Annotated in this window: 22 protein-coding genes; 11 read left to right on the top strand and 11 right to left on the bottom strand. The window is 46.0% G+C overall.

Annotation, left to right across the window (positions count from 1 at the left end; translation table 11 throughout):
• The first annotated feature begins 4 nt into the window (after positions 1 to 4).
• The 8 genes from LS482_RS04425 to LS482_RS04390 all read left to right on the top strand — a co-directional run bounded on the left by LS482_RS04425 (position 5) and on the right by LS482_RS04390 (position 7,764).
• Positions 5 to 415, top strand: a complete 411-nt coding sequence (locus tag LS482_RS04425; protein ID WP_233030542.1) for a nuclear transport factor 2 family protein — start codon at positions 5 to 7, stop codon at positions 413 to 415.
• A 105-nt stretch (positions 416 to 520) separates the two neighbouring features.
• Positions 521 to 1,429 carry a Mur ligase domain-containing protein gene (locus LS482_RS04420; RefSeq protein WP_233030541.1) on the top strand — a complete coding sequence of 303 codons (909 nt, stop codon included), beginning with the start codon at positions 521 to 523 and terminating at the stop codon, positions 1,427 to 1,429.
• Between the two features lie 77 nt (positions 1,430 to 1,506).
• On the top strand, positions 1,507 to 2,202 hold the full coding sequence (gene radC / locus LS482_RS04415; protein ID WP_233030540.1) for a RadC family protein: 696 nt from the start codon (positions 1,507 to 1,509) through the stop codon (positions 2,200 to 2,202).
• Positions 2,203 to 2,412: 210 nt separating this feature from the next.
• Positions 2,413 to 3,744 (top strand): polysaccharide deacetylase family protein, encoded by a 1,332-nt coding sequence (locus LS482_RS04410; protein WP_496560025.1) that lies wholly within the window; start codon positions 2,413 to 2,415, stop codon positions 3,742 to 3,744.
• Between the two features lie 38 nt (positions 3,745 to 3,782).
• A complete protein-coding gene (locus tag LS482_RS04405) occupies positions 3,783 to 4,493 on the top strand; it encodes a YjjG family noncanonical pyrimidine nucleotidase (protein ID WP_233030538.1) in 711 nt (236 codons plus the stop codon).
• Positions 4,490 to 5,035 (top strand): hypothetical protein, encoded by a 546-nt coding sequence (locus LS482_RS04400; RefSeq protein ID WP_233030537.1) that lies wholly within the window; start codon positions 4,490 to 4,492, stop codon positions 5,033 to 5,035. Before LS482_RS04405 ends, LS482_RS04400 begins: the two co-directional genes overlap by 4 nt.
• Before the next feature lie 32 nt (positions 5,036 to 5,067).
• Entirely contained in the window at positions 5,068 to 6,465 is a 1,398-nt protein-coding gene (locus LS482_RS04395) for a DUF5723 family protein (RefSeq protein ID WP_233030536.1), read from the top strand.
• Positions 6,466 to 6,705: 240 nt separating this feature from the next.
• A complete protein-coding gene (locus LS482_RS04390; RefSeq protein ID WP_233030535.1) occupies positions 6,706 to 7,764 on the top strand; it encodes an aminotransferase class V-fold PLP-dependent enzyme in 1,059 nt (352 codons plus the stop codon).
• A gap of 8 nt (positions 7,765 to 7,772) precedes the next feature.
• Here LS482_RS04390 and LS482_RS04385 read toward each other — a convergent pair whose 3' ends face one another.
• Both LS482_RS04385 and lgt read right to left on the bottom strand, forming a co-directional pair.
• The gene (locus LS482_RS04385; protein ID WP_233030534.1) at positions 7,773 to 8,279 is read right to left on the bottom strand and encodes a DUF192 domain-containing protein; all 507 of its coding nucleotides are present in this window, start codon (positions 8,277 to 8,279) and stop codon (positions 7,773 to 7,775) included.
• Between the two features lie 29 nt (positions 8,280 to 8,308).
• Positions 8,309 to 9,142 (bottom strand): prolipoprotein diacylglyceryl transferase, encoded by an 834-nt coding sequence (gene lgt / locus LS482_RS04380; RefSeq protein WP_233030533.1) that lies wholly within the window; start codon positions 9,140 to 9,142, stop codon positions 8,309 to 8,311.
• Positions 9,143 to 9,503: 361 nt separating this feature from the next.
• Between lgt and LS482_RS04375 the strand changes: the two genes are divergently transcribed.
• The gene (locus LS482_RS04375) at positions 9,504 to 10,343 is read left to right on the top strand and encodes a sigma-70 family RNA polymerase sigma factor (protein ID WP_233030532.1); all 840 of its coding nucleotides are present in this window, start codon (positions 9,504 to 9,506) and stop codon (positions 10,341 to 10,343) included.
• A gap of 69 nt (positions 10,344 to 10,412) precedes the next feature.
• Positions 10,413 to 10,898, top strand: coding sequence for a carboxymuconolactone decarboxylase family protein (locus LS482_RS04370; protein WP_233030531.1), 486 nt, complete (start codon positions 10,413 to 10,415; stop codon positions 10,896 to 10,898).
• A gap of 127 nt (positions 10,899 to 11,025) precedes the next feature.
• Here the strand turns inward: LS482_RS04370 and yidD are convergent, their stop codons facing one another.
• The 5 genes from yidD to LS482_RS04345 form a co-directional block, all read right to left on the bottom strand.
• Complete coding sequence (yidD, locus tag LS482_RS04365) at positions 11,026 to 11,271, bottom strand: membrane protein insertion efficiency factor YidD (RefSeq protein ID WP_233030530.1); 246 nt, start codon at positions 11,269 to 11,271, stop codon at positions 11,026 to 11,028.
• Positions 11,272 to 11,309: 38 nt separating this feature from the next.
• The gene (gene cysS, locus LS482_RS04360) at positions 11,310 to 12,797 is read right to left on the bottom strand and encodes a cysteine--tRNA ligase (RefSeq protein ID WP_233030529.1); all 1,488 of its coding nucleotides are present in this window, start codon (positions 12,795 to 12,797) and stop codon (positions 11,310 to 11,312) included.
• 33 nt (positions 12,798 to 12,830) lie between these two features.
• Complete coding sequence (gene folE / locus LS482_RS04355) at positions 12,831 to 13,511, bottom strand: GTP cyclohydrolase I FolE (RefSeq protein ID WP_233030528.1); 681 nt, start codon at positions 13,509 to 13,511, stop codon at positions 12,831 to 12,833.
• 374 nt (positions 13,512 to 13,885) lie between these two features.
• Entirely contained in the window at positions 13,886 to 15,397 is a 1,512-nt protein-coding gene (locus tag LS482_RS04350; protein ID WP_233030527.1) for an OmpP1/FadL family transporter, read from the bottom strand.
• Between the two features lie 114 nt (positions 15,398 to 15,511).
• On the bottom strand, positions 15,512 to 16,606 hold the full coding sequence (locus LS482_RS04345; RefSeq protein ID WP_233030526.1) for a hypothetical protein: 1,095 nt from the start codon (positions 16,604 to 16,606) through the stop codon (positions 15,512 to 15,514).
• Between the two features lie 97 nt (positions 16,607 to 16,703).
• On the opposite strand from LS482_RS04345, the gene proS reads away from it, so the two are divergent.
• The gene (gene proS / locus LS482_RS04340) at positions 16,704 to 18,179 is read left to right on the top strand and encodes a proline--tRNA ligase (RefSeq protein WP_233030525.1); all 1,476 of its coding nucleotides are present in this window, start codon (positions 16,704 to 16,706) and stop codon (positions 18,177 to 18,179) included.
• A gap of 57 nt (positions 18,180 to 18,236) precedes the next feature.
• Here proS and LS482_RS04335 read toward each other — a convergent pair whose 3' ends face one another.
• The 4 genes from LS482_RS04335 to LS482_RS04320 all read right to left on the bottom strand — a co-directional run bounded on the left by LS482_RS04335 (position 18,237) and on the right by LS482_RS04320 (position 21,143).
• Complete coding sequence (locus LS482_RS04335; protein WP_233030524.1) at positions 18,237 to 18,374, bottom strand: 30S ribosomal protein THX; 138 nt, start codon at positions 18,372 to 18,374, stop codon at positions 18,237 to 18,239.
• A gap of 109 nt (positions 18,375 to 18,483) precedes the next feature.
• A complete protein-coding gene (gene trpA, locus LS482_RS04330; RefSeq protein WP_233030523.1) occupies positions 18,484 to 19,272 on the bottom strand; it encodes a tryptophan synthase subunit alpha in 789 nt (262 codons plus the stop codon).
• An 18-nt stretch (positions 19,273 to 19,290) separates the two neighbouring features.
• Complete coding sequence (gene trpB / locus LS482_RS04325) at positions 19,291 to 20,520, bottom strand: tryptophan synthase subunit beta (protein ID WP_233030522.1); 1,230 nt, start codon at positions 20,518 to 20,520, stop codon at positions 19,291 to 19,293.
• Positions 20,505 to 21,143 carry a phosphoribosylanthranilate isomerase gene (locus LS482_RS04320; RefSeq protein ID WP_233030521.1) on the bottom strand — a complete coding sequence of 213 codons (639 nt, stop codon included), beginning with the start codon at positions 21,141 to 21,143 and terminating at the stop codon, positions 20,505 to 20,507. Before LS482_RS04320 ends, trpB begins: the two co-directional genes overlap by 16 nt.
• Positions 21,144 to 21,179: the final 36 nt, after the last annotated feature.

Raw genomic sequence — 21,179 nt, 5'->3', positions numbered from 1 at the left:
AATTATGGAAAAGAAAATGCCCGTACCGCCTTTTACCGAAGAAACGGCAAGACAAAAAGTAAAAATGGCTCAGGATGCCTGGAACAGTAAAGACCCGGTAAAGGTGAGCAAGGCCTATACTGTTGACAGCAAATGGCGAAACCGGGATGAAATGTTCAGTGGACGGGAAGAGATCGTCCGTTTTTTAACCCGGAAATGGAACAGGGAGCTCGACTATAAACTGGAAAAGGAATACTGGGCCCACACCGAAAACCGTATTGCCGTACGTTTTGAATATGAGTACAGGAACGAGGATAACAAGTGGTACCGGGCCTATGGCAACGAAATGTGGGAATTTGATGAAAACGGACTGATGTGTAAACGGTTTGCCAGTATTAATGACTTACCCATCCGTGAAGGAGACCGGAAATTATAGCGTGTTACATAATATTCCCCGCGGTTCCGGGGGCAGGAGTTTTGATGATTTTTAGTGCTTTTCTGTACCTCCTTTTTTATCTTTACCCGCTTAAATAATGATTTTATGCGTTTACATGCTATAGGTATAGGAAAGAAGGAGCTGTTCTCATTGGTAAGGGAACTGCATCGTATCGGGTATGCAATAAGTGGTAGTGACGAATCAATCCCGGAAGCACGAAGAACCGTAATGATGGAACAGGGATGGCATACCGGTGAGGAAGGCTGGTTTCCGGAAAAGATCACTTCCGACCTGGACGGGGTCTTGCTGGCGCCCGATATAGAATCCGATAACCCCGAACTGCTGAAGGCCCGGGAAACCGGAATAAAAATATATTCTTATCCAGAACTGCTTTATCATTTTTCCAGATACAAAACCAGGGTGGTACTCGGCGGGAGCTTTGCAAAACCGGGTATCGCTTCGGTCATTATGCATGTGATGGACTACCACGACAAGGCTGTTGATTACATGATAGAAAATAATCCGGAAGAAGAGAACCATGTTTACCTCACCGAAGATAATGAGTTTATACTGATTACGGGAGGAGAATTCCCTTCCTCCGCAGAGGACCCTACACCCGGACTTCACTGGTATTGTCCCAATATTGCCCTTTTGAGCGGTATTGCTGCAGATGCTCCGGAAACATTTTCGGGAAAAGAGGATTACGAAGCACTGTTCCGTGTTTTTGTAGATAGCATCGTGAAGGGAGGGATTGTTGTGTATAATGAAGAAGACGGAACCGTAAAGGAAATTTCGGAAACTTCTGAAAACCCCATAAGAAAACACCCGTATCGTATACCGGAATACGAAGAAGCCGACGGGGAAATATTGCTGGAAACTCCCGAAGGACCCATGCCGCTGGAAGTTTCGGACAAACAGATCCTGTACCATCTTGCCGGTGCCAAGTGGATATGTCAGCATATGGGAGTAGACGAAGATGATTTTTATGAAGCCCTGGCCGTATTTGCCATCTGAAAAAGGAATCGTTGATCCGTGGCGTAAATTTGCACAGATACCGTCAAAAACTTTATCTTTATGCAAAATACGATCGTATGGAAAAACCGGCTTCCTTTTCCATCAAGAAATGGAAAGAAGATGACAGGCCAAGAGAAAAGCTTTCACAAAAAGGCAAGGAAATATTGACCGATGCCGAATTGATAGCCATTCTGATTGGTAGCGGCAACAGAGAAGAAAGCGCCGTGGGGCTGTCCAAACGCATATTATCTGCTGCAAACAACAACCTCAATGAACTGGGGAAATTCTCCCTGAAACAACTCAGGACCTTTAAAGGTGTAGGCGATGCCAAGGCCGTAACAATCGCGGCAGCACTGGAACTGGGAAGGAGAAGGAGGGTTGAAGAAGCCCTGGAACGCATTAAGATAACCCACAGCAAGTCGGTATTCGAACTTATGCAACCCGTTATCGGTGAACTACCACATGAAGAGTTCTGGATCATTTATCTCAACAATTCCCATAAGGTTATACAATATGCACAACTCAGCAAGGGAGGAATAACCGGGACCCTGGTCGATATACGCCTTGCTATGAAAAATGCACTTGAATTCGGGGCTACTGCCATTGTACTGGTACATAACCATCCGTCCGGGGCCCTGTCACCCAGTGAGGCAGACCGGCAATTAACACGAAAGCTAAAGGTAGCTTCCGAAAGCCTGGATATTAAGGTGCTGGATCATTTGATCATTACGGAAAATACCTATTTCAGTTTTGCAGACCACAGGATATTGTGATCGTATGGGGTCGTGCGGATGTTGGCAACTGATTGGTGACGGGATGTGGTGATAAAAGAGATTTGACGGGGTGGAGCGCGATTGAAAAATTATGGAGCAGACAGAAACCAAAAGTTGCTCGGCGGATATCAGATCTGTAACCTGCAACAGAAAATAACATTGAATTAATCTGAAACCTGAAACCTGAAACCTGTAACCCGACGCCCTTTAATGTTATTAGTCTATACACATAAAATAACCACCCGGATCAATTATATTATGAAGCATATCTTTGCGAAGATGCTTCGAACGGAGGTAAGCATAACCGAAAAAGTAGAGGACTTTATCGCCCACTCCGGTCCCAAGATCACGTATACCAGGCAGCCCTTACAAAATGAATTCTTTATCCGAAGTCACGATATCCTGTTTGAACAGGGAATAACCAATATAGAGATCAGCGTACAGCCCTGGGACGATATTCCCTGTTTTTTCCCCATAGGGGATAAGGGCAGTATCCCCTTTGATATTTTTGCTGCGAGTTTTTATCTTCTTACGCGTTATGAAGAGTACCTCCCCCACGTTAAGGATGAGCACGGAAGGTATCCGGCAAAGGAAAGCCTTGCCTGGGAACACGGGTTCCTCGAAATACCCGTGGTGGATTGCTGGGTAAGGAAACTTGCCGTAGCCCTGGGAAAACGGTTTCCGGAAGAGAATTTCGGGAAACGAAAGGCGAATTATATTTCTGTAATAGATATTGCCGCCGCCTATGCCTACCGGAAGAAAGGGATTATCCGTACCCTGGCCGGAACCGCACTGGACCTGACAGGCCTGCGCTTTAATAAAGTGCTGGAGCGGTACCTGGTGTTGCTCGGATTTAAAAAAGACCCTTATGATTATTTTGACTGGCTTATCGAAAAGCATAAAACATATGGCACCGATGCCGTTTTTTTCTTCCTGCTCGGCGATTATTCGGCATTCGACAAGAACATTCCCTACAACAAGGGATCGTTCCGGACATTGATTAAGTCGGTAGCCGATTATCATATCGTATCCCTTATGATGTCCTATTATGCCGTAAACGACCCTGCACAGCTCAAAAAGGAGAGGAGGCGCCTCATAGATATCATCAACCGGCCTGTAAAAAGGGCCCGGGCCCGGTACAACCGCCTGTTAGTGCCGGAAACATACAAGGCATCGGTGGAAGCGGAATTTAATGAAGACTATACGATGGGATATTCCAGTTTCCCGGGGTTTCGGGCGGGGACCTGTACGCCCTTTTACTTTTATGATATAAGTTACGAAATACAGTTGCCGCTCAAGGTCAATTCGTTCTGTATTCAGGACTCTGCATTGCTGGCATTTGATGATGAAAGGGAGGTCCGGGAAAAAATGCTGGAACTTTATGGTCGTGTACAGGAGGTAGGCGGAGATTTTGTTGCTGTCTTTTCCAATGAAAGATGGACGGAGGCGATGACAATAAACCTTAAAGAAATATACCTCTGGTGGATAAAATACCTTGCGGAGGAAACCACAGGGCAACCAACAGCTGATAAAAAAACATAACCGGAAACCACTGAATTTATAAAACCAGACTTATTTTGATGTCACAGAACAATCACTGGAAGGATAACAGCAAAATAACCGATGTCTTTTTTGACCTTGATCATACCCTTTGGGATTTTGAGCGGAATTCTGCCCTGGCTTTCACGCGTATACTGAAAGAATATCGTCTGGGAATCCCTCCTGCGGATTTTCTGGAGGTCTACACCCCGGTCAACCGGCAATACTGGAAAAAATACCGCGAAGGCAAAATAACCCAGGAAGAATTGCGCCGGCAGCGATTGCACTATACGTTTGTTGCCCTGGGGCGGCCTGTAGAAAATGAACTTGTAGATAAATTGGCTGAAGATTATATCCGGTACCTTCCGGACTATAACCATTTGTTTAACCATACCGAAGATATACTGACGTACCTGAAACCGAGATACAGGTTGCATATTATCACCAACGGGTTTGAACAAGTACAGGATAAAAAGCTGGCCAATGCCGGGATAGGCACCTATTTTATTCATGTTGTAAATTCGGAAACGGCAGGGGTGAAAAAGCCGCATCCGGCCATTTTTAAGCATGCTCTGGAAAAGGCCGGGACAATTCCCCAAAACGCGGTGATGATTGGTGATGATCTTGAAGCAGACGTTATGGGCGCTATCAATACGGGCATGTCGGCCATTCACTATAACACCCGGAACGAAATGCGGGAGGACGGGATCGTTACGATCAATAATCTCCTTGAAATAAAAAACTACTTATGAGCCGTTTCCCGTGTATACGAATTTTGTACCTCCTGTTTCCGGCCTGTATGCTGATGTCTTGTGTGAAAGACGTGGATTTTGACCAGGTCAATGAATTTGAAATGTCCCCCGTAGTGGAAAGCAGCCTGGTGTATTCGACACTTCCCGTTCCCGTATGGGACAGTATCCCCTTCACGCTTACCGTATCTGATACCGCCCGGATCGAATTATTTTCCAATTCTTTTTCGGTGGATAACCTGCAACGTGCGGAACTTTATTTTGAAACACTCAGTACGGTGAGCCAGTCGTTGTCGGTAGAAATGCATTTATTGGATGATAATTATACCGTTCTGGACGAACTTTCGTTCTCCCTTCCGGCGGCATCGGAAGGAGAAGAAGAGCAGGCTTCGGCCGAACTGGTGTATGACGAAGATCGTGTAAATATGCTCACCGATGTTACCAGGGTCATTTTTTATGTGACCATCCCGGATTTCGGGAACAGGAATGAAGAAGCCTATGTGAAATTAAGGTCGAGAGGGACCTTTTATTTGTACATAGAATGATGGGAAAAGTATTTTGGATAACCATTTGGGGAATGTTCGCGATTTCGGTTTCGGGTCAGAACATGCCGGTTCTTTACGATTTTACCGAAATACCGCAATCACTGCTTATGAATCCCGCTGCGGAAGTAAATAACCGTTGGTATGCCGGAGTGCCTTTGCTTTCCGGAATTCGTGCCGATTTCGGTTCAAACGGTTTCTCCGCTTATGACCTTTTTGCCGACAATGATGTGAGTTTTAACGATAAGGTGAGCGACCTGGTATTCCGGTTATCGTCCACAGATGCGGTAATGGTAAACCAGCAACTCGAAATTTTCAATGTGGGTTTTAAGAACAACTGGCGGGGGAAGTACTATTTTTCCTTTGGCATGTACCAGGAAACCGACGTATTTACCTATTGGCCGGAAGATCTTGTCATACTGGCCTATGAAGGCAACAGGGATTACATAGGCAGGAAGTTTGATTTCAGCCATCTCAATGCCTCTGCCGAAATGCTTACCGTATTGCATTTCGGTGTACGGAAAAAAGTTAATGAACGGTTGTATGTCGGGGCACGTGCCAAACTGTATTCCGGAATGATCAATTTTAATACCACCAAAAACTCGGGATATTTTGTCACGGAAACGGGAGAAGAGAATTTCTATAACCACCGTGTGGTTTCCGATGCTGTTTTACATACTTCCGGTTATGCCTCGTTACGCGAAATAGAGGCCGATGGCAACGAAGTCCGTGAGGGTTGGAAGGAACTGAGAAGCCGGGCCCTGTTCAGCGGGAACATGGGCCTTGGGCTGGATATAGGTTTCACATACCATCCGGACAAGCATTGGACGGTTACCGGGAGTGTCCGGGATATCGGCTTTATACGGTATACGGAGGACGTGGAGTCTTACCGGTTAAAGGGAAGCTATGAACTGGAGGGGATAGACCTTATTTTTCCTTCCATTATTGACAATTCAGGAGAGGTGAGGGATTACTGGCAGAACCTTAGGGATGAAATAGAAGAACAACTGCCTTACGATACGCTTCACAATAAATACACCACCTGGCGACCGCTTAAAATAAACGCTTCGGTAAGTTACGATTTCGGGATAAAGCGGAACAGGAAACGGTATTATCTCACGGATTACGAAACTCTGGTGAATACGGTAGGCGCACAGTTGTTCATTGTAAACAGGCCGGGAGGCCCGCTCCCTTCCCTTACCGGGTTTTACGAAAGGAAATTCACCGACTTTCTGGATGCCAGGGTTACTTATACCGTAGACAAATTTTCATGGAGTAATATAGGTGTTGGCCTGTCTTCCCGGGTAGGAAATGTCAATTTCTATGTGCTGGCAAACAATGTGCCGGCCTTTGCCGATCTCGCAAAGGCCCATTACGCATCGGTGCAATTTGGTTTTAACTATATCTTTCCGCATTCGGGAGCGCCTTATTAAGATGGTATCCGCAAACAAAAAAATTAACAATCGGGATGGAGTACCATCAGATTTATATCGTTAAATTTACCGGTAAAGTTCCTGCAAAACCTGTTGGTCCGAAATTATAACTTTCCCTTATACACAGGTGTACTACGGAACTTCGTCTGAAAACAGTATTACCAAATTATTATGATCTTAAACGACAAAAAGAATTTTTTTCAAATTCCCGAGGATGTAACTTACCTGAATTGTTCTTATATGTCACCCTTATTGCACAGTGTGGACCAGGCGGGATCGAAAGGGATACGACTTCGCGGGAATCCGTGGGAACTAAAGCCCAAAGACTGGTTTGACCCGGCGGAGGAACTCCGTACCCTGTTTTCCGGGATCGTCAACGGCAATAAAGACCAGGTAGCGCTGATCCCGTCGGTAAGTTATGGTATGGCCATAGCTGCAAATAATATTTCGCCTGAACCGGGGCAAAAGATGGTGGTTTTGGCGCAACAATATCCGTCCAATATTTATGCCTGGACAGAACTGGCAAAGCGTTCAGGGGCGAAAGTCGTTGCCGTGGAGCGGCTTCCGGAACAAACCTGGACCGGGGCAGTATTGAGCGCGATCGATAACAATACCTGTCTTGTAGCCGTTCCCAACTGTCACTGGACGGACGGTACCATACTGGACCTGGAACAGATCGGTGCCAGGGTAAGAGAAACGGGCAGTAAACTGGTGATTGACGGAAGTCAGTCACTCGGGGCCTATCCGCTGGACGTTCAGAAGATAAAACCCGATTTTTTGGTCACCGTAGGATATAAATGGTTGCTGGGACCTTACGGACTGGGATATCTTTATGCGGACAAAAAATATACGGAAAGCGGGCAGCCCATAGAATTTTCCTGGCTTAACAAAAAGGAAAGCGAAAATTTTGCCGGGCTGGTAGACTATAAAGATGCATACCGGCCGGGAGCAAGAAGGTTTGATGTCGGGGAATTTTCGAGTACCATCCATATCCCGATGGCAGTTTCGGCCCTCTCACAAATACTCGACTGGGGTGTAGAGAATATCAGGGACACGATTACCGTATTAACGGACACCATAGAAAAAAGAGCAGTTGCATCGGGATATGAAACCGTGAAAAAGCAGGATCGGGTGAACCATTTGATCGGGATAAGGGTCCCGGATAAAAAATCCGCTGTCCTGAAAAATGAGTTGCCCGCAAATAACATTCATGTCAGTTTCAGAGGAAACAGTATGCGTATAGCCCCTCACATTTATAATGATGTAGCAGATATCGACAGGTTGTTTGCCTTTTTGTAGAGAGGAGTTTAATTATTTCTTTTAAAAGTTATAAAATCCCCGGTTTTCAGGCCCCATTTTTCAGCCATTCCCGCATTGATTTCCAATACATATTGCGCAGGAAGGTCCGAAGGGATGGAAGCCTCGTTGAACGGTTCGGCGTCAGGCTTTATGCTTACAATTTTCTTTGCTGCATCCAGGTAGATAATATCCAGTGGAATGTTGGTGTTTTTCATGTAGAAATAACGGGGTTTTTCCTCGTCAAAAATAAAGAGCATCCCCCGGTTTTCCTTCATTGAGGTACGGTACATCAGTCCTGTCTGGATCTTGTATTCGTTGTCGGCTATTTCGATGTCGATCTTTTTTGTAAGGGTGCTGTCGGCACTGAACAGCTGTAACTCTCCGTCCTTGGTAAAGTGGATTTCTTCTGTTTTCACCGTGTTGTGCTGTTTGTCGTTTTTACATGAAAAAAAGAGAACGAGGCTGAAAGCCAGGACCAGGGATACGGGGATTTTGCTTGTTATTTCGGAAGTCATATTATACAGTAGTAGTTGATGCCGGTATTTTATGAATTTTGAACATTTTTTGTTTGCTTTGAACTCCGAAATATGAGGTAAAGTCCGATGAGGATAAACGGAATACTCAGCCATTGTCCCATGTTCAGGGGAATACTGTCTTCAAAGGGAACCTGGTTTTCCTTAGAGAATTCCACAACAAACCTTACGGTCCAGAGCAGGATAAGGAAAAGCCCGAAGATATAACCGGTTTTTTCCCTCTTGTCGGTTTTCCAATAGGTGTACCATAGGATCAGGAATACGAGAATATACCCGGCTGCTTCGTATAGTTGTGACGGGTGTCTCGGAAATGTTTCGCCGAGTTGCTGAAAGACCACCCCGAAATCACTGTTGGTAGGCCGCCCGATGATCTCGGAATTCATAAAGTTCCCTAAGCGGACAAATACCCCGCCTATGGAAACCGGGATCACTACACGATCGAGTATCCATAACAAAGGTTTGTGAATGATCTTTTTACTGTAATAATACATGGCGATAATAATACCTATCGCGGCCCCGTGACTGGCCAGCCCCCGGAAACCGACGATACGGAATTTGGGGCTGAATTCTACCGGGAGGAATATATGCAACGGGTCTTTGATGAACATTTCGGGTTCGTAAAACAAAAAATGTCCGAGACGGGCGCCGATTAGTGTGGCTAATACGGTATAAATAAAAAGGGAATCGAGTTCTTTTACCGTAAGGCCTTCACGCAGGTATATTCTTTTCATCAGGAACCACCCCAGGGCAAAGGCCACCACAAACATGAGGCTGTAGTATCTTATCATAAAAAAACCGAGGTCAATGCCTTCGCTCGGGCTCCAGTTTATACTTAAAAAATGCATGTTCTTTATTTTGGAGGTGTAAATATAACGAAACGTAGTTGAAAAGAACAGCAGGGGAAACTAAATTCTGCCGGAATCATAAAATGTGTTATCGAGTTATTCTTTTAATTTCTATATAGAATCTCTGTGTTACTTTGTGCCTGCTTTATAAGCCCTTTGTGGTAAAATAAAAACTATAGGGTCAGGATTTTTTGAAATGGCATCTGCTTTACAGGATATACGGATATTTAAGTGCTTGTTTAAGAGTTTGGTATAAATAATATCTGTGTGTATAACTCAAATGTGTTATATTGACAAAAGAAATGTCACGTTTGCCTGCTTTCATTTGTCTGTATGTATTTAAGCCTTTGGAAACACAATCATGAAAACAGAAACTTTACGACCCCTGCTGGAAACCTATGCCTACAATATTCTCGGCTCATATGAAGACGCCAGGGATGTGGTTCAGGATATATGGTTAAAGTTGTTGGAAAACCCGGCAAAGCACGTGGACAATTACAGGGGGTATCTCATAAAATCGGTGGTCAATCATGCCATAAACGTAAAAAAACGGCAGAAGAAATTCCTGAAGGAATACCCGGGGCACTGGCTGCCTGAACCTGTAGCTACCGAAAGGGCAGACACTTTTGTGGAACACCGGGAGATCCTCTCTTACTCGCTTATGGTACTGATGGAAAAACTGACCGCGCGTGAGCGTGCCGTATTTATCCTGAAAGAGGCTTATCATTATTCGCACCGGGAAATTGCGGACACCCTCGATATTTCCGGAGAAAATTCGAGGCAACTTTTCCGAAGGGCCAAAGACCGGCTGGACAAGGCAGGTGCAAAAACAGGTATTCCGGACCAGCCAAAGTTGGAACAGTTATTTGCTGCCATGCAGAACCGGGAGATGGAACAATTGGAAGCCCTGCTTCACGAGGATATTGCGCTCACTTCCGATGGTGGAGGCAAGGTTTCTGCTGCGATGAAAAGCATATTGGGCATACCCCGTGTTGTGAAGTTCCTTGTCGGGGTTTACAGGAAATTCTACGAGAAGATCCCGGACCTGAAGATCACTCCGTCCCGAATCAACCACCAGCCTGCACTTTTGTATTATTCAGGTGACAGGGTGATCAATTGCCTGTTATTTAGTGTGAAAGGGGAGGAGATAGATCAGATCTATTTTGTACGCAATCCGGACAAGCTGAAAAATCTTCGGTAAAAATAGATAATGATGTCACGTTTCTTCCGGGGTATTTGTCTTTATAACAAACCATAAAAATAAAATATCATGGAAAGAATCAGTTTAGGGGAATTTCCCGAAGGTATGTACAACGTTATGGCACAAGTGGAAAGCTATGTGCGTAAAAGCGGACTGGATATGCGATTATTGAAATTGCTCAAATACCGTATATCACAAATGAATCATTGCGCTTTTTGCCTGGATATGCATTATAAGGAGGCGCTTCACCATGGAGAGGAACCACTGCGGTTATATTCCATAGCAGCCTGGAAAGAGTGCCCCTATTATTCCGAAGAGGAGCGGACGGTCCTGGAATTTGCCGAGGCCCTTACCGATCTGCCGAACCATCATGTAGATGATGCCCTGTTTGACAAAATGAGACAGTTTTTCAACAAGCAGGAGATTGCGGTCCTGACCTTGGCCATTACCCATATAAATTCCTGGAACCGTTTGCAGCAGGTTATCCGCACCAAACCCGGAGAATATCAGGTAGGCCAATATAATGTAGGAGAACAGGCAGGTGCAGAAAATTAAAGTGTAGTATTCAGTTGTCATCCTTGTCCGGAACGGAGTCATAGCCTGAACCTCCCCATGGCGATGGAGCGTATAGAAACAGTCCGGTGGACTGTTTTAGCGAACAGGCGAGCTGGCGCGAGGGCATTCAGTTGTCATCCTTATCCGGAACAGGGTCATAGCCTGAACCTCCCCATGGATGACAACTGAATATTCTTTTAACGGCGAGTTTTCCCCCTTTTACAAGCCCGTGTTTTTTCAGGGCTTCAATGGTATACTGCGAGCACGTGGGTGTGTATCTGCATGTTGCAGGTGTGAGGGGGGAAATGAGATACTGGTAAATCCTTACCAAAAAGATAAACGGGTAGGCGAGTATTTTTAGTAAAAGGTTCATCTGTTATCAGGGATTTCCGTAAATAATGCCCCGTTCTATCAGGAAACGGAAAAAGTGGTTCCTTCTTTTCCGTCCTTGAGTTGAATACCCATTGCGGCAAGCTCATCCCTTATCTTGTCGGATGTGGCAAAGTCCTTGTTTGCACGGGCTTCGGCGCGCAGTTTAATAAGGAGTTCGACTACGCCGGACAGTTTATCGGTACTGTTTTCCTGTGAAGCGGTGACATCGATAAGGCCAAGCACATCAAAAACAAAGGAATGCATGGTTGTTTTCAGAGATTCCCGGTCCTCTGCACTGATCTCCGCTTTTTGCTCTTTTACCTGGTTGATGAACTTCACGGCCTCAAATAAGTTGGCTATGAGTACGGGACTGTTAAAATCGTCGTTCATCGCGTCATAGCATTTTTGCTGCCATTGTGTTAGGTCGAAACCGGAAGTTTCGGAAGAAACGGGCAGTTCTTCCAGCAAGTGAACGGCTTCCATCAGCCTGTAAAACCCTTTTTCGGAAGCCAGCAGGGCGTCGTTGCTGAAGTCCAGCACACTCCTGTAATGCGCCTGGAGGATAAAGAAACGCACGACGGCAGGGGCAAAGGGTTTACTGAGTATGTTGTTGTCGCCCGTAAAGATCTCGTTGGGCAGAATGTTATTCCCGGTGGATTTCGACATTTTCTTGCCGTTGAGGGTAAGCATGTTGGCGTGCATCCAGTAATTTACCGGGGTGTGGCCGTTAGAGGCTTCGGCCTGGGCTATTTCACATTCGTGATGTGGAAATTTCAGGTCCATACCGCCCCCGTGGATGTCGAACCGTTCCCCGAGGTACTTGGTGCTCATGGCGGTACATTCCAGGTGCCATCCGGGAAAGCCGTCACTCCAGGGAGAGGGCCAGCGCATAATGTGCTGGGGTTCGGCTTTTTTCCAGAGGGCGAAGTCCTGCGGACTTTTCTTATCGCTTTGTCCGTCGAGTTCCCGGGTGTTGTGGATGAGGTCTTCGATATTCCTTCCGCTTAACTTTCCGTATCGGGAAGTCTGGTTGAACTTTATCACATCAAAATAAACGGAACCGTTGACTTCATAGGCAAAGCCCTTGTCGAGGATCTCTTTTATGATATTTATCTGTTCTATAATATGCCCGGTAGCCGTGGGTTCTATGCTGGGAGGGAGGTTGTTGAAACGGTTCAGTGTGTTGTGAAAATCCACGGTGTAACGCTGTACCACTTCCATGGGCTCGATCTGTTCCAGCCTGGCTTTTTTGGCGATGCGGTCTTCACCTTCGTCGGCATCGTTTTCGAGATGGCCGGCATCGGTGATGTTCCGGACATAGCGCACCTTGTAACCGAGATGTTTCAGGTAGCGGAAGATGAGGTCAAAGGAAATAAAGGTCCGGCAATTCCCCAGGTGTACATAATTATAGACTGTGGGACCGCAGACATACATGCCTACATGGCCATTGTTTATGGGCTCGAATGTTTCCTTGTTTCCTGTGAGTGAGTTATAGATCTTCAGTTTTTGGTTCAGGTAGCGTTGCATTCTCGGTTCCTTGAATTTTGAGGTGGATAAATTTTAAAATTCGGTATCTAATTTAATATAATCCAGAAATTCTCTCCTCACAGACGGGTCCTTGAACTTGCCTCCGAATTCTGCCGTTACTGTGCTGCTTTCTATATCGCGTATGCCCCTGGAATTGACACAGAGGTGCTTGGCATCAACAACGCAGGCCACATCTTTGGTGCCCAGGGCCTGTTGCAGTTCCTGTACGATCTGCATGGTCATCCTTTCCTGTACCTGTGGCCTTTTGGCATAATAGTCCACAATACGGTTCATTTTGGAAAGGCCGATGACATTGCCTTTGGATATGTATGCCACATGGGCTCTTCCCACAATAGGGAGCAAATGGTGTTCGCAGGTAGAATATACCGTAATGTTCTTTTCCACGAGCATTTCGGCATATTTGTATTTATTCTGAAAGGTAGAGGCTTTGGGTTTTCTTTCGGGATGCAGTCCGGCAAAAATCTCCCTGACAAACATCTTGGCCACCCTTCTGGGCGTTCCCCTGAGGCTGTCGTCAGTAAGGTCGAGGCCCAGGGTTTCCATAATGTTGTATACGTCCTGTTCTATGCGTTCTATCTTTTCACTGTCAGACAGATCGAAAGCATCTTCCCTAAGAGGTGTATCCGCAGATGATGAAATGTGGTTGTCACCAATTTCCTCAAATTGTTCTTCCAAAGTTTTATCTATTTTCATCTGTTTATTTTTGGACGGATGCTTTGACTTCGCTCAGCAACCGGTGATAGCTGGTGATGGATGTATTTTCCGGTTTTCCGTCACCTTATCATCTATCATTGTTTTTTACTTCGTATGTATTTTGCTACCAAGTTGCAAATATAAGGATTTTTGTATTCGACAGCTTTTGTGAAACAGGTATAAAAGTTGCCTTGCAAAAATATACACGCCGCATCGGGAGCAAACCGGAGAGCAAAGATAGGTATTTATGCAGGATAAATTATTTTTCGGAGTATAGATAATGACAATGCCTCCATAGCTTTAATTTACTTTTAACAAAAGAATTTTATCCTTCCCGTCACGGTTATTTATGCCGGAAAGGATAAAATAAGATTTTAAAGATTGAATGTAAGAGACAGGGTTACGTTGGTGTTTTTTGCGTCAATATCTGCCGTATTGGTAAGTCCTGCTTCATAAAGCTGTGATCCGTAATCTCTCTGGTATTGATTGAAAGCGGCATCGATCCTGGTCGGGCCGAAATCATAGCCGAGTCCCAGGGAGAAGCCGTTGAGGTCGCCAATCCTGTCGCTGTCATAGGGACTTTGTTCGTAACGATACCCGCCTCTCAAACTGAACCTTTCTATCCGGTATTCTCCGCCTACGCGCAAAGAGGACACGGCTTCCAGGGTGTTTTCCATATAGTCGTTCTCTTCTGCAAAAACCGGGTCGGAAGTGGGTTTTAACTTGGCATTGCTCATGTCCTGGTAGCTGTAGTCAAAACTGATAAGACCCTGTTGCCCGAATACCAAAGCAAGACTACCCGTATATTTAGCCGGGATATGGATCTTGTAATCGGGGTATACGTTTACCTGGTTAAAGTTGATATAGCCGATTCTGTCATCTTCATAATTGGAACCGATCCGCTGCGACAGTTCGTCGGTGAGCCTGTACCAGGTAGGAGACTGGTATGTGGCTCCGACCCTGACCATTTCACTGATCCGGGCAATACCGCCGAGGGAAAATGAGAATGCGTCTCCCGAAGTGCGCAGGAGGTTGTCAAAAGTGGCTTCCCGCAAAATGGATTCGGAGGAGTATCCGTCTTCGTCAAGCTGGGTATATTTTTCGTACTGGACATCGTGGAAATTGAGGGATGCCCCCAGGTAAAGATTGTCTAGAAACTGTCCGGCCATGTTTACCGTAAACTTGTTGTTATAACCGGAGGTACTTTGAAAAAAACGCTGTCTTACCGTATTGTCAAATGCGGCGTTGGAAATATATTCGGTGTTGTTGTCATTGTCGGGGTCCAGCGGATCAATAATCCCCCCGTAATAGCCCAGAAATGCCTGCTGGGTTCCGAAGCCGTATGAACTGCCTATGTCCAGGTAGGCATCTTCTATATTTTCATCATTGAATATGGCCATGTCTCCGAGAGGGACTCCCTGTGCAAAAGAGAGGAAATAGGAGTCTATGGACCGGTTACTGTTCCCGTCCGCCAGGAATTCATTTTCAAAATTGTTGACCCTTTCATAGTTGAATGCGAGTGAGAACTTGTTCCATCCGCCTCCGGAGCCCGTATTGTTAAAAACGAAAACACCACCGAGTTGGTTCATGTCAAAATCGGAGATGTCTGTTGAGGTGTTCCCGTCAAAATAATTGGTCTTGTTCTTTGTGTTATAACTGGTTCCGGAGATGGTAAAGCTACCGTTGTTGAAGACTGCGGACCCTGCGGGATTGTTGTTGAGTGCAGAGAGGTCACCTCCCAATGCCCCGAATGCGCCGCTCATGGATTGATATCGTGCCGTACCCTGCAGGTCTTCTATGCCGTATCGTAGCACATCGTTTATTGTTTGTGCCTCACTGGGCAGTACAGCACCCAAAACCACAATTATTGCCAGTATTTTTTTCATGAGAATTCGGTTTTAATAAAAGACAGTATTTTTTCGGCAAAAAATAATCATGATAGTTTTGAAGTATCACGATTATTTTTCATCTCGTTTTGCAATGATGAACAGGGATTGGTCTTAACCTCTTCCGCCGCGGCTCCGTGAAGTGGAGGAACGTCTCGAACCACCCGAAGACCTTGAAGACGAGGAAGAACGTATACTCGATCTGTTTGAACTTGAACGCGTAGGCGTACTGTATGACCTGCGCCGTGTCGATGAGGAACGGTTTACCCTGGTCCTGGTGGAGTTGCCTCTGTTGTAGTTAGTATTGTTATTGCTTCTTCGCCGGACATCGCTATTTCTGTTGGCATTTACATCAGAGCTGTTGCGGTACGTTCTTCTGCTGGTGCCGCTCCTGCTGGCATTTACGTCGGAACTGTTGCGGTATGTCCTTCTGCTGTTCCTGTCCGTTCCCACATTGGCACTGTTTCTGTATGTCCTTCTGCTGGTAGAAGAACGGTTTCTGTCTGTAGAGGCATTTCTCCTGCTGGTAGACGAAACACGCGACCGGTTGTTGTAATACCTCCTGGTATTTGTATAGGCATATGCCCTTCTTCCGGGATTATGATAGTAATACGGACGGTTGTAATAGTAACTGTTCCATCCCCAATAAGGGTGACCACCCCAATAACCCCAGCCCCATCCGGGACCATACCAGTTATTGTAATACCAGCTGTTCCAGCCTAAGCCCCAGCTCCAGTAGGGATTGTACCGGTTATATCCCCAGCCCCATCCGGAACCGTACCAACCGCCCCAGCCCCAGGTATTATTATAGATATTAACGGAGGTGGACTGCGGATTATCTCCCCATCCGGGGTATCCTTCCTGGTAGTTGTAGTTATAATTGTCTGCAACAACATCGGTAGAATCGTTTACCTCGCTGCTGGAATACGAGTCGATATCCGTAAAAATATAATCGTTGCTGGTCATCTGTTCGAATTGTTCGGATTGCCTTGCGAAATAAGACTGGTAATCCGAAGAAGATGATGATTGCGTTGTTCTGGTGTTCCGCGGAGTTTCGGCATGACTATAATCGGTGGCATCACCATAGATACCATCGGAATCGTAATAGGAAGCCTGCTGATATGATCCGCAGGAGACGAGAAAAATCCCGGATACTGCACCAGCCAGTAAAAAACGGAATTTTTTAATATGGTTTAAAGTATTCATCATTGCAAAATTTTATTGTTGAACATAACAAAAATAGTTAGTTTTGCCAAACTATTCTCTACTTTAACAAAAGCGCAATATTTGTGCCAAACTACTGATAATGGGTAAGAACTTAACGAAACGCAGCGAAGATTATTCAAAATGGTATAATGAGTTGGTTATAAAGGCGGATTTAGCTGAAAATTCGGGAGTTAGGGGGTGTATGGTGATCAAGCCCTACGGGTATGCTATCTGGGAAAAAATGCAGGCTGAACTGGACCACATGTTCAAGGAAACAGGGCACGAGAATGCCTATTTTCCACTTTTTATCCCGAAATCCTATCTGAGCAGGGAGGCCGATCATGTGGAGGGTTTTGCGAAGGAATGTGCTGTAGTTACCCATTATCGGCTCAAAAATGAGGAAGACGGCAGTGGACTGGTGGTAGATCCGGAGGCTAAACTTGAAGAAGAACTTATTGTACGGCCCACTTCAGAAACAATAATCTGGGACACGTACCGAAGGTGGATACAATCTTACCGCGATCTGCCTATCCTTGTCAACCAATGGGCCAATGTAGTACGATGGGAGATGCGTACACGGTTGTTTTTGCGTACGGCTGAATTTTTATGGCAGGAAGGCCATACGGCGCATGCCACTAAAGAGGAGGCTGAAGCAGAAGCAGTACAGATGATGGATATTTATGCCGACTTTGCCGAGAATTTTATGGGTGTACCTGTGATCAAGGGTGTTAAATCGGAAAGTGAGCGTTTTGCCGGGGCGGAAGAAACCTATTGTATCGAAGCCTTGATGCAGGACGGAAAAGCATTACAGGCCGGGACATCCCATTTCCTCGGACAGAATTTTGCAAAGGCTTTTGACGTGAAGTTTGCCAATAAGGAAGGAAAACAAGACTGGGTATGGGCCACTTCCTGGGGGGTTTCCACACGCCTGATGGGCGCGCTTGTGATGACCCACAGTGATGACAACGGTCTGGTACTGCCGCCGAAACTGGCCCCTATACAGGTGGTTATAGTGCCCATACACAGGGGAGAAGAGCAGCTCAATGCCATATCCGAAAGGGTAGCTCCCTTGGTAAGTGAATTGCGGAGCAAGGGAATATCTGTAAAATTCGATAACAGGGATACGCACAAACCGGGCTGGAAATTCAACGAATATGAATTGAAAGGAGTTCCTGTTCGCCTGGCCATAGGACCGCGTGACCTGGAAAACGGCACCTATGAGGTAGCACGCAGGGATACCCTGGAAAAAGAAACGATGAAGGTCGGGGATGTGGTTGCCCGGGTAGAAACCTTGTTAAAAGAGATACAGGAGAATATCTATAAAAAAGCATTCGATTACAGGGAAACTCACATCACTGAAGTGAATTCCTTTGACGAGTTCAGGGAAGTGCTGGAAAACAAGGGGGGATTTGTATCAGCGCACTGGGACGGAACCCCGGAAACCGAAGAAACCATCAAGGAACTTACCAAAGCCACGATACGATGCATTCCGCTGGATGCTGTGGAAGAAAAAGGTAAGTGTATTTACAGCGGCAAGCCTTCGATGCGAAGGGTATTGTTCGCTAAGGCATATTAATGAATAGGATAGAGGCGCACGGCCGTGCGCCTCTATCCTTAAAATCCTTTTATGGGACTATTTATCCGCGGTGTTCGCGGTTTCACCCTTTACATGTTTGGAACGGATTCTGAATTTTCTGCGCTTGGGGCGCAGTTTTCCGTATGACCCCATGATTATTTTTCCTCTTCTTGTCTTTTTGTCTCCTTTTCCCATATTTTTAAATCATTTGGTTAAACATTAAACTTCGCTACAAGTTACTAAATTATAAGGAAACCGTTATCAGTGTGTAAACCGAAGTTTCCGTTTTCCGTTCTCACTTCCGTTAACGGATGGTACCTATAAATTCAGGGATACCTTCTACTCCTTTTTCAGTCAGGGATTTAATAAAAGCCGAGCCTATGATGGCCCCTTTGGCCAGTTTTGTAGCCGTTTCGTAGGTTTCGGAATTGCTGATGCCGAAGCCTACGATCTGCGGGTTTCTGAGATCAAGCCTGTGAACGCGTTCAAAATATTGCTTTTGGACGTCGCCGAATGTATTTTTTGCACCGGTAACGCTTGCCGAACTCACCATATAGATAAAACCTTCGGACACCGAATCGATAAAACGGATGCGTTCGTCCGGTGTTTGCGGAGTGATGAGGAAGATATTGGCCAGGCCGTATTTTTCAAAGAGTTCCCTGTACTGCTCTTCATACACATCTACGGGAAGGTCGGGGATGATGAGCCCGTCTATTCCCGTATCGGCACATTGGGCACAGAACCGTTCCACACCGTATTGCATCATGGGGTTAAAATATCCCATAAGGATAAGGGGGATATGTATTTTTTTCCGGATGCCTTTCAGTTGCCCGAAAAGTTTAACGGTGGTCATACCGTTCTGTAATGCTTTCGCAGAACTGGCCTGGATGGTCGGGCCGTCAGCCAGCGGGTCACTGAACGGCAATCCTATTTCTACCATATCGACACCGCTTTCCTGTAGTTTTTCGAGAATGGGGACCGTGTCTTCCGGGTTGGGATAACCCGCCGTAAAATATATGGACAGGATCTTTTTGTCTTCCTGTAATTTCTGATGTATTCTGTTGGTCATTATGTTATTGGTCTGATTTGCCATGTTTTTCCGTTTTAGGGTTTATAGCCCGAAATGATCGATATATGTGTTCAGGTCCTTATCGCCCCTTCCTGATAGTGCTACCACCACCACATCATCCGGTTTGAAGGTCGTATTCTCGAAAATGGCCAGGGCATGGCTGGTTTCTATGGCGGGAATAATGCCTTCCAGTTTACACAATTCCAATCCCGCTTTCATGGCGTCTTCGTCGGTGATAGCCTGGAATTCCGCCCTTCCGGAAGTGTACAGGTGGGCGTGCATGGGGCCTACACCGGGATAGTCCAGTCCTGCCGATATGGAATAGGGCTCCGTGATCTGTCCGTCATCGGTTTGCATGAGCAGGGTCTTGCAGCCGTGAATAATACCCTGATGCCCTAAAACCGAGGTAGCGGCACTTTCCCCGGAATCGATACCTTTTCCGGCAGCTTCAACTGCAATAATGCCCACATCCTCATTGTGGAGAAAATGATAAAACGTACCGGCGGCATTGCTGCCCCCGCCTATACAGGCCACCACATAATCCGGGTGTTCCCGTCCTTCTTTTTCTTTCAGTTGGTATTTGATCTCTTCGGAAATAACACTCTGGAAACGGGTCACCATGTCCGGATAAGGATGCGGCCCGATGGCCGACCCGATGATATAGTGGGTGTCCACCGGGTTGTTGATCCAGTCGCGAATGGCTTCGTTGGTAGCGTCCTTGAGTGTGCGGCTGCCGGAAAGGGCGGGGCGTACTTCGGCACCGAGCATTTTCATCCTGGCCACATTAGGGGCCTGCCGGGCAATGTCTATTTCACCCATATATACCACGCATTTCATCCCCATGAGGGCACAGACAGTGGCTGTGGCCACACCGTGTTGTCCGGCACCTGTTTCTGCGATAATACGCGCTTTTCCCAACCGCCTGGCCATGAGGATCTGGCCTATGGTGTTATTGATCTTATGCGCCCCGGTGTGGTTGAGGTCTTCCCGCTTCAGGTATATTTTTGTCCCGTATTTTTCCGACATGCGTTTGGCGAAATAGAGCGGGGAAGGGCGCCCCACATAATCCTTCAGTAATTGATCGAATTCCTCTTTAAACGAAGGTTCGCTCATTACTTCCAGGTACCTTTGCCGCAGTTCTTCCACGTTGGGGTACAGCATTTCGGGAATAAAGGCCCCGCCGAATTCGCCGTAATACCCCTTTTCGCTCACATGGTACGGCCCCGACCCCGGTATGGCCCCGATCAGAGCGGTTTTTACTGGTGTTGACATGATATTTTCGATTTAAATTCTTTTAGTTTTTCCGTATTTTTCAAGCCGGGTTCGATTTCAAACCTGCTGTTGACGTCTATGGCATAACAGCGTGCAGTTAGCCTGTTATTGTTTTCAAGAAAGCCGAGGACTTTATCTGTTTCTTCCGGACCTATCCCCCCACTGAGGAAGAATGGTTTTTCAGAAGGATAATCCTTCAGTACTTTCCAGTCAAAAGTGTAGCCGTTGCCACCGGGCAGTTTTCCCTTGGTGTCGAAAAGGAAATAATCTACAGTATTTTCAAAAGGTTTCAGTTGTTCGAAATCAAAAGAATCCTGTATGGAAAATACTTTGATGATCTCAACCTTGTGCGGATATTCATTTCCGGATAAAACCGCAGCAAGTTCTTTACAAAAATCCGCAGGTTCGTTTCCGTGTAGCTGCACCGCCTGTAAATTGTATTTCATGATCTTAGTCGTGATCGTTTCGATTGATGCCTTTACAAATACTCCGGTTTTTTTTATTCCGGATGGCAGATCGGGAATTTCCCCTGCAACATACCTGGGTGATTTGTCGTAAAAGATAAATCCCATGTAATCCGGGTGTAAACGGGCTGCTTCGGCTATGTTTTCGGGATATTTCATGCCGCAGATTTTCAGTTTCGGATACTGACGATTTAT

Origin of the sequence: Sinomicrobium kalidii (genome assembly GCF_021183825.1) — a bacterium.
GTDB lineage: Bacteria > Bacteroidota > Bacteroidia > Flavobacteriales > Flavobacteriaceae > Sinomicrobium > Sinomicrobium kalidii.
Note: the sequence above shows the minus strand (reverse complement) of the source record. Positions and strands in the feature narration are given on the sequence as shown.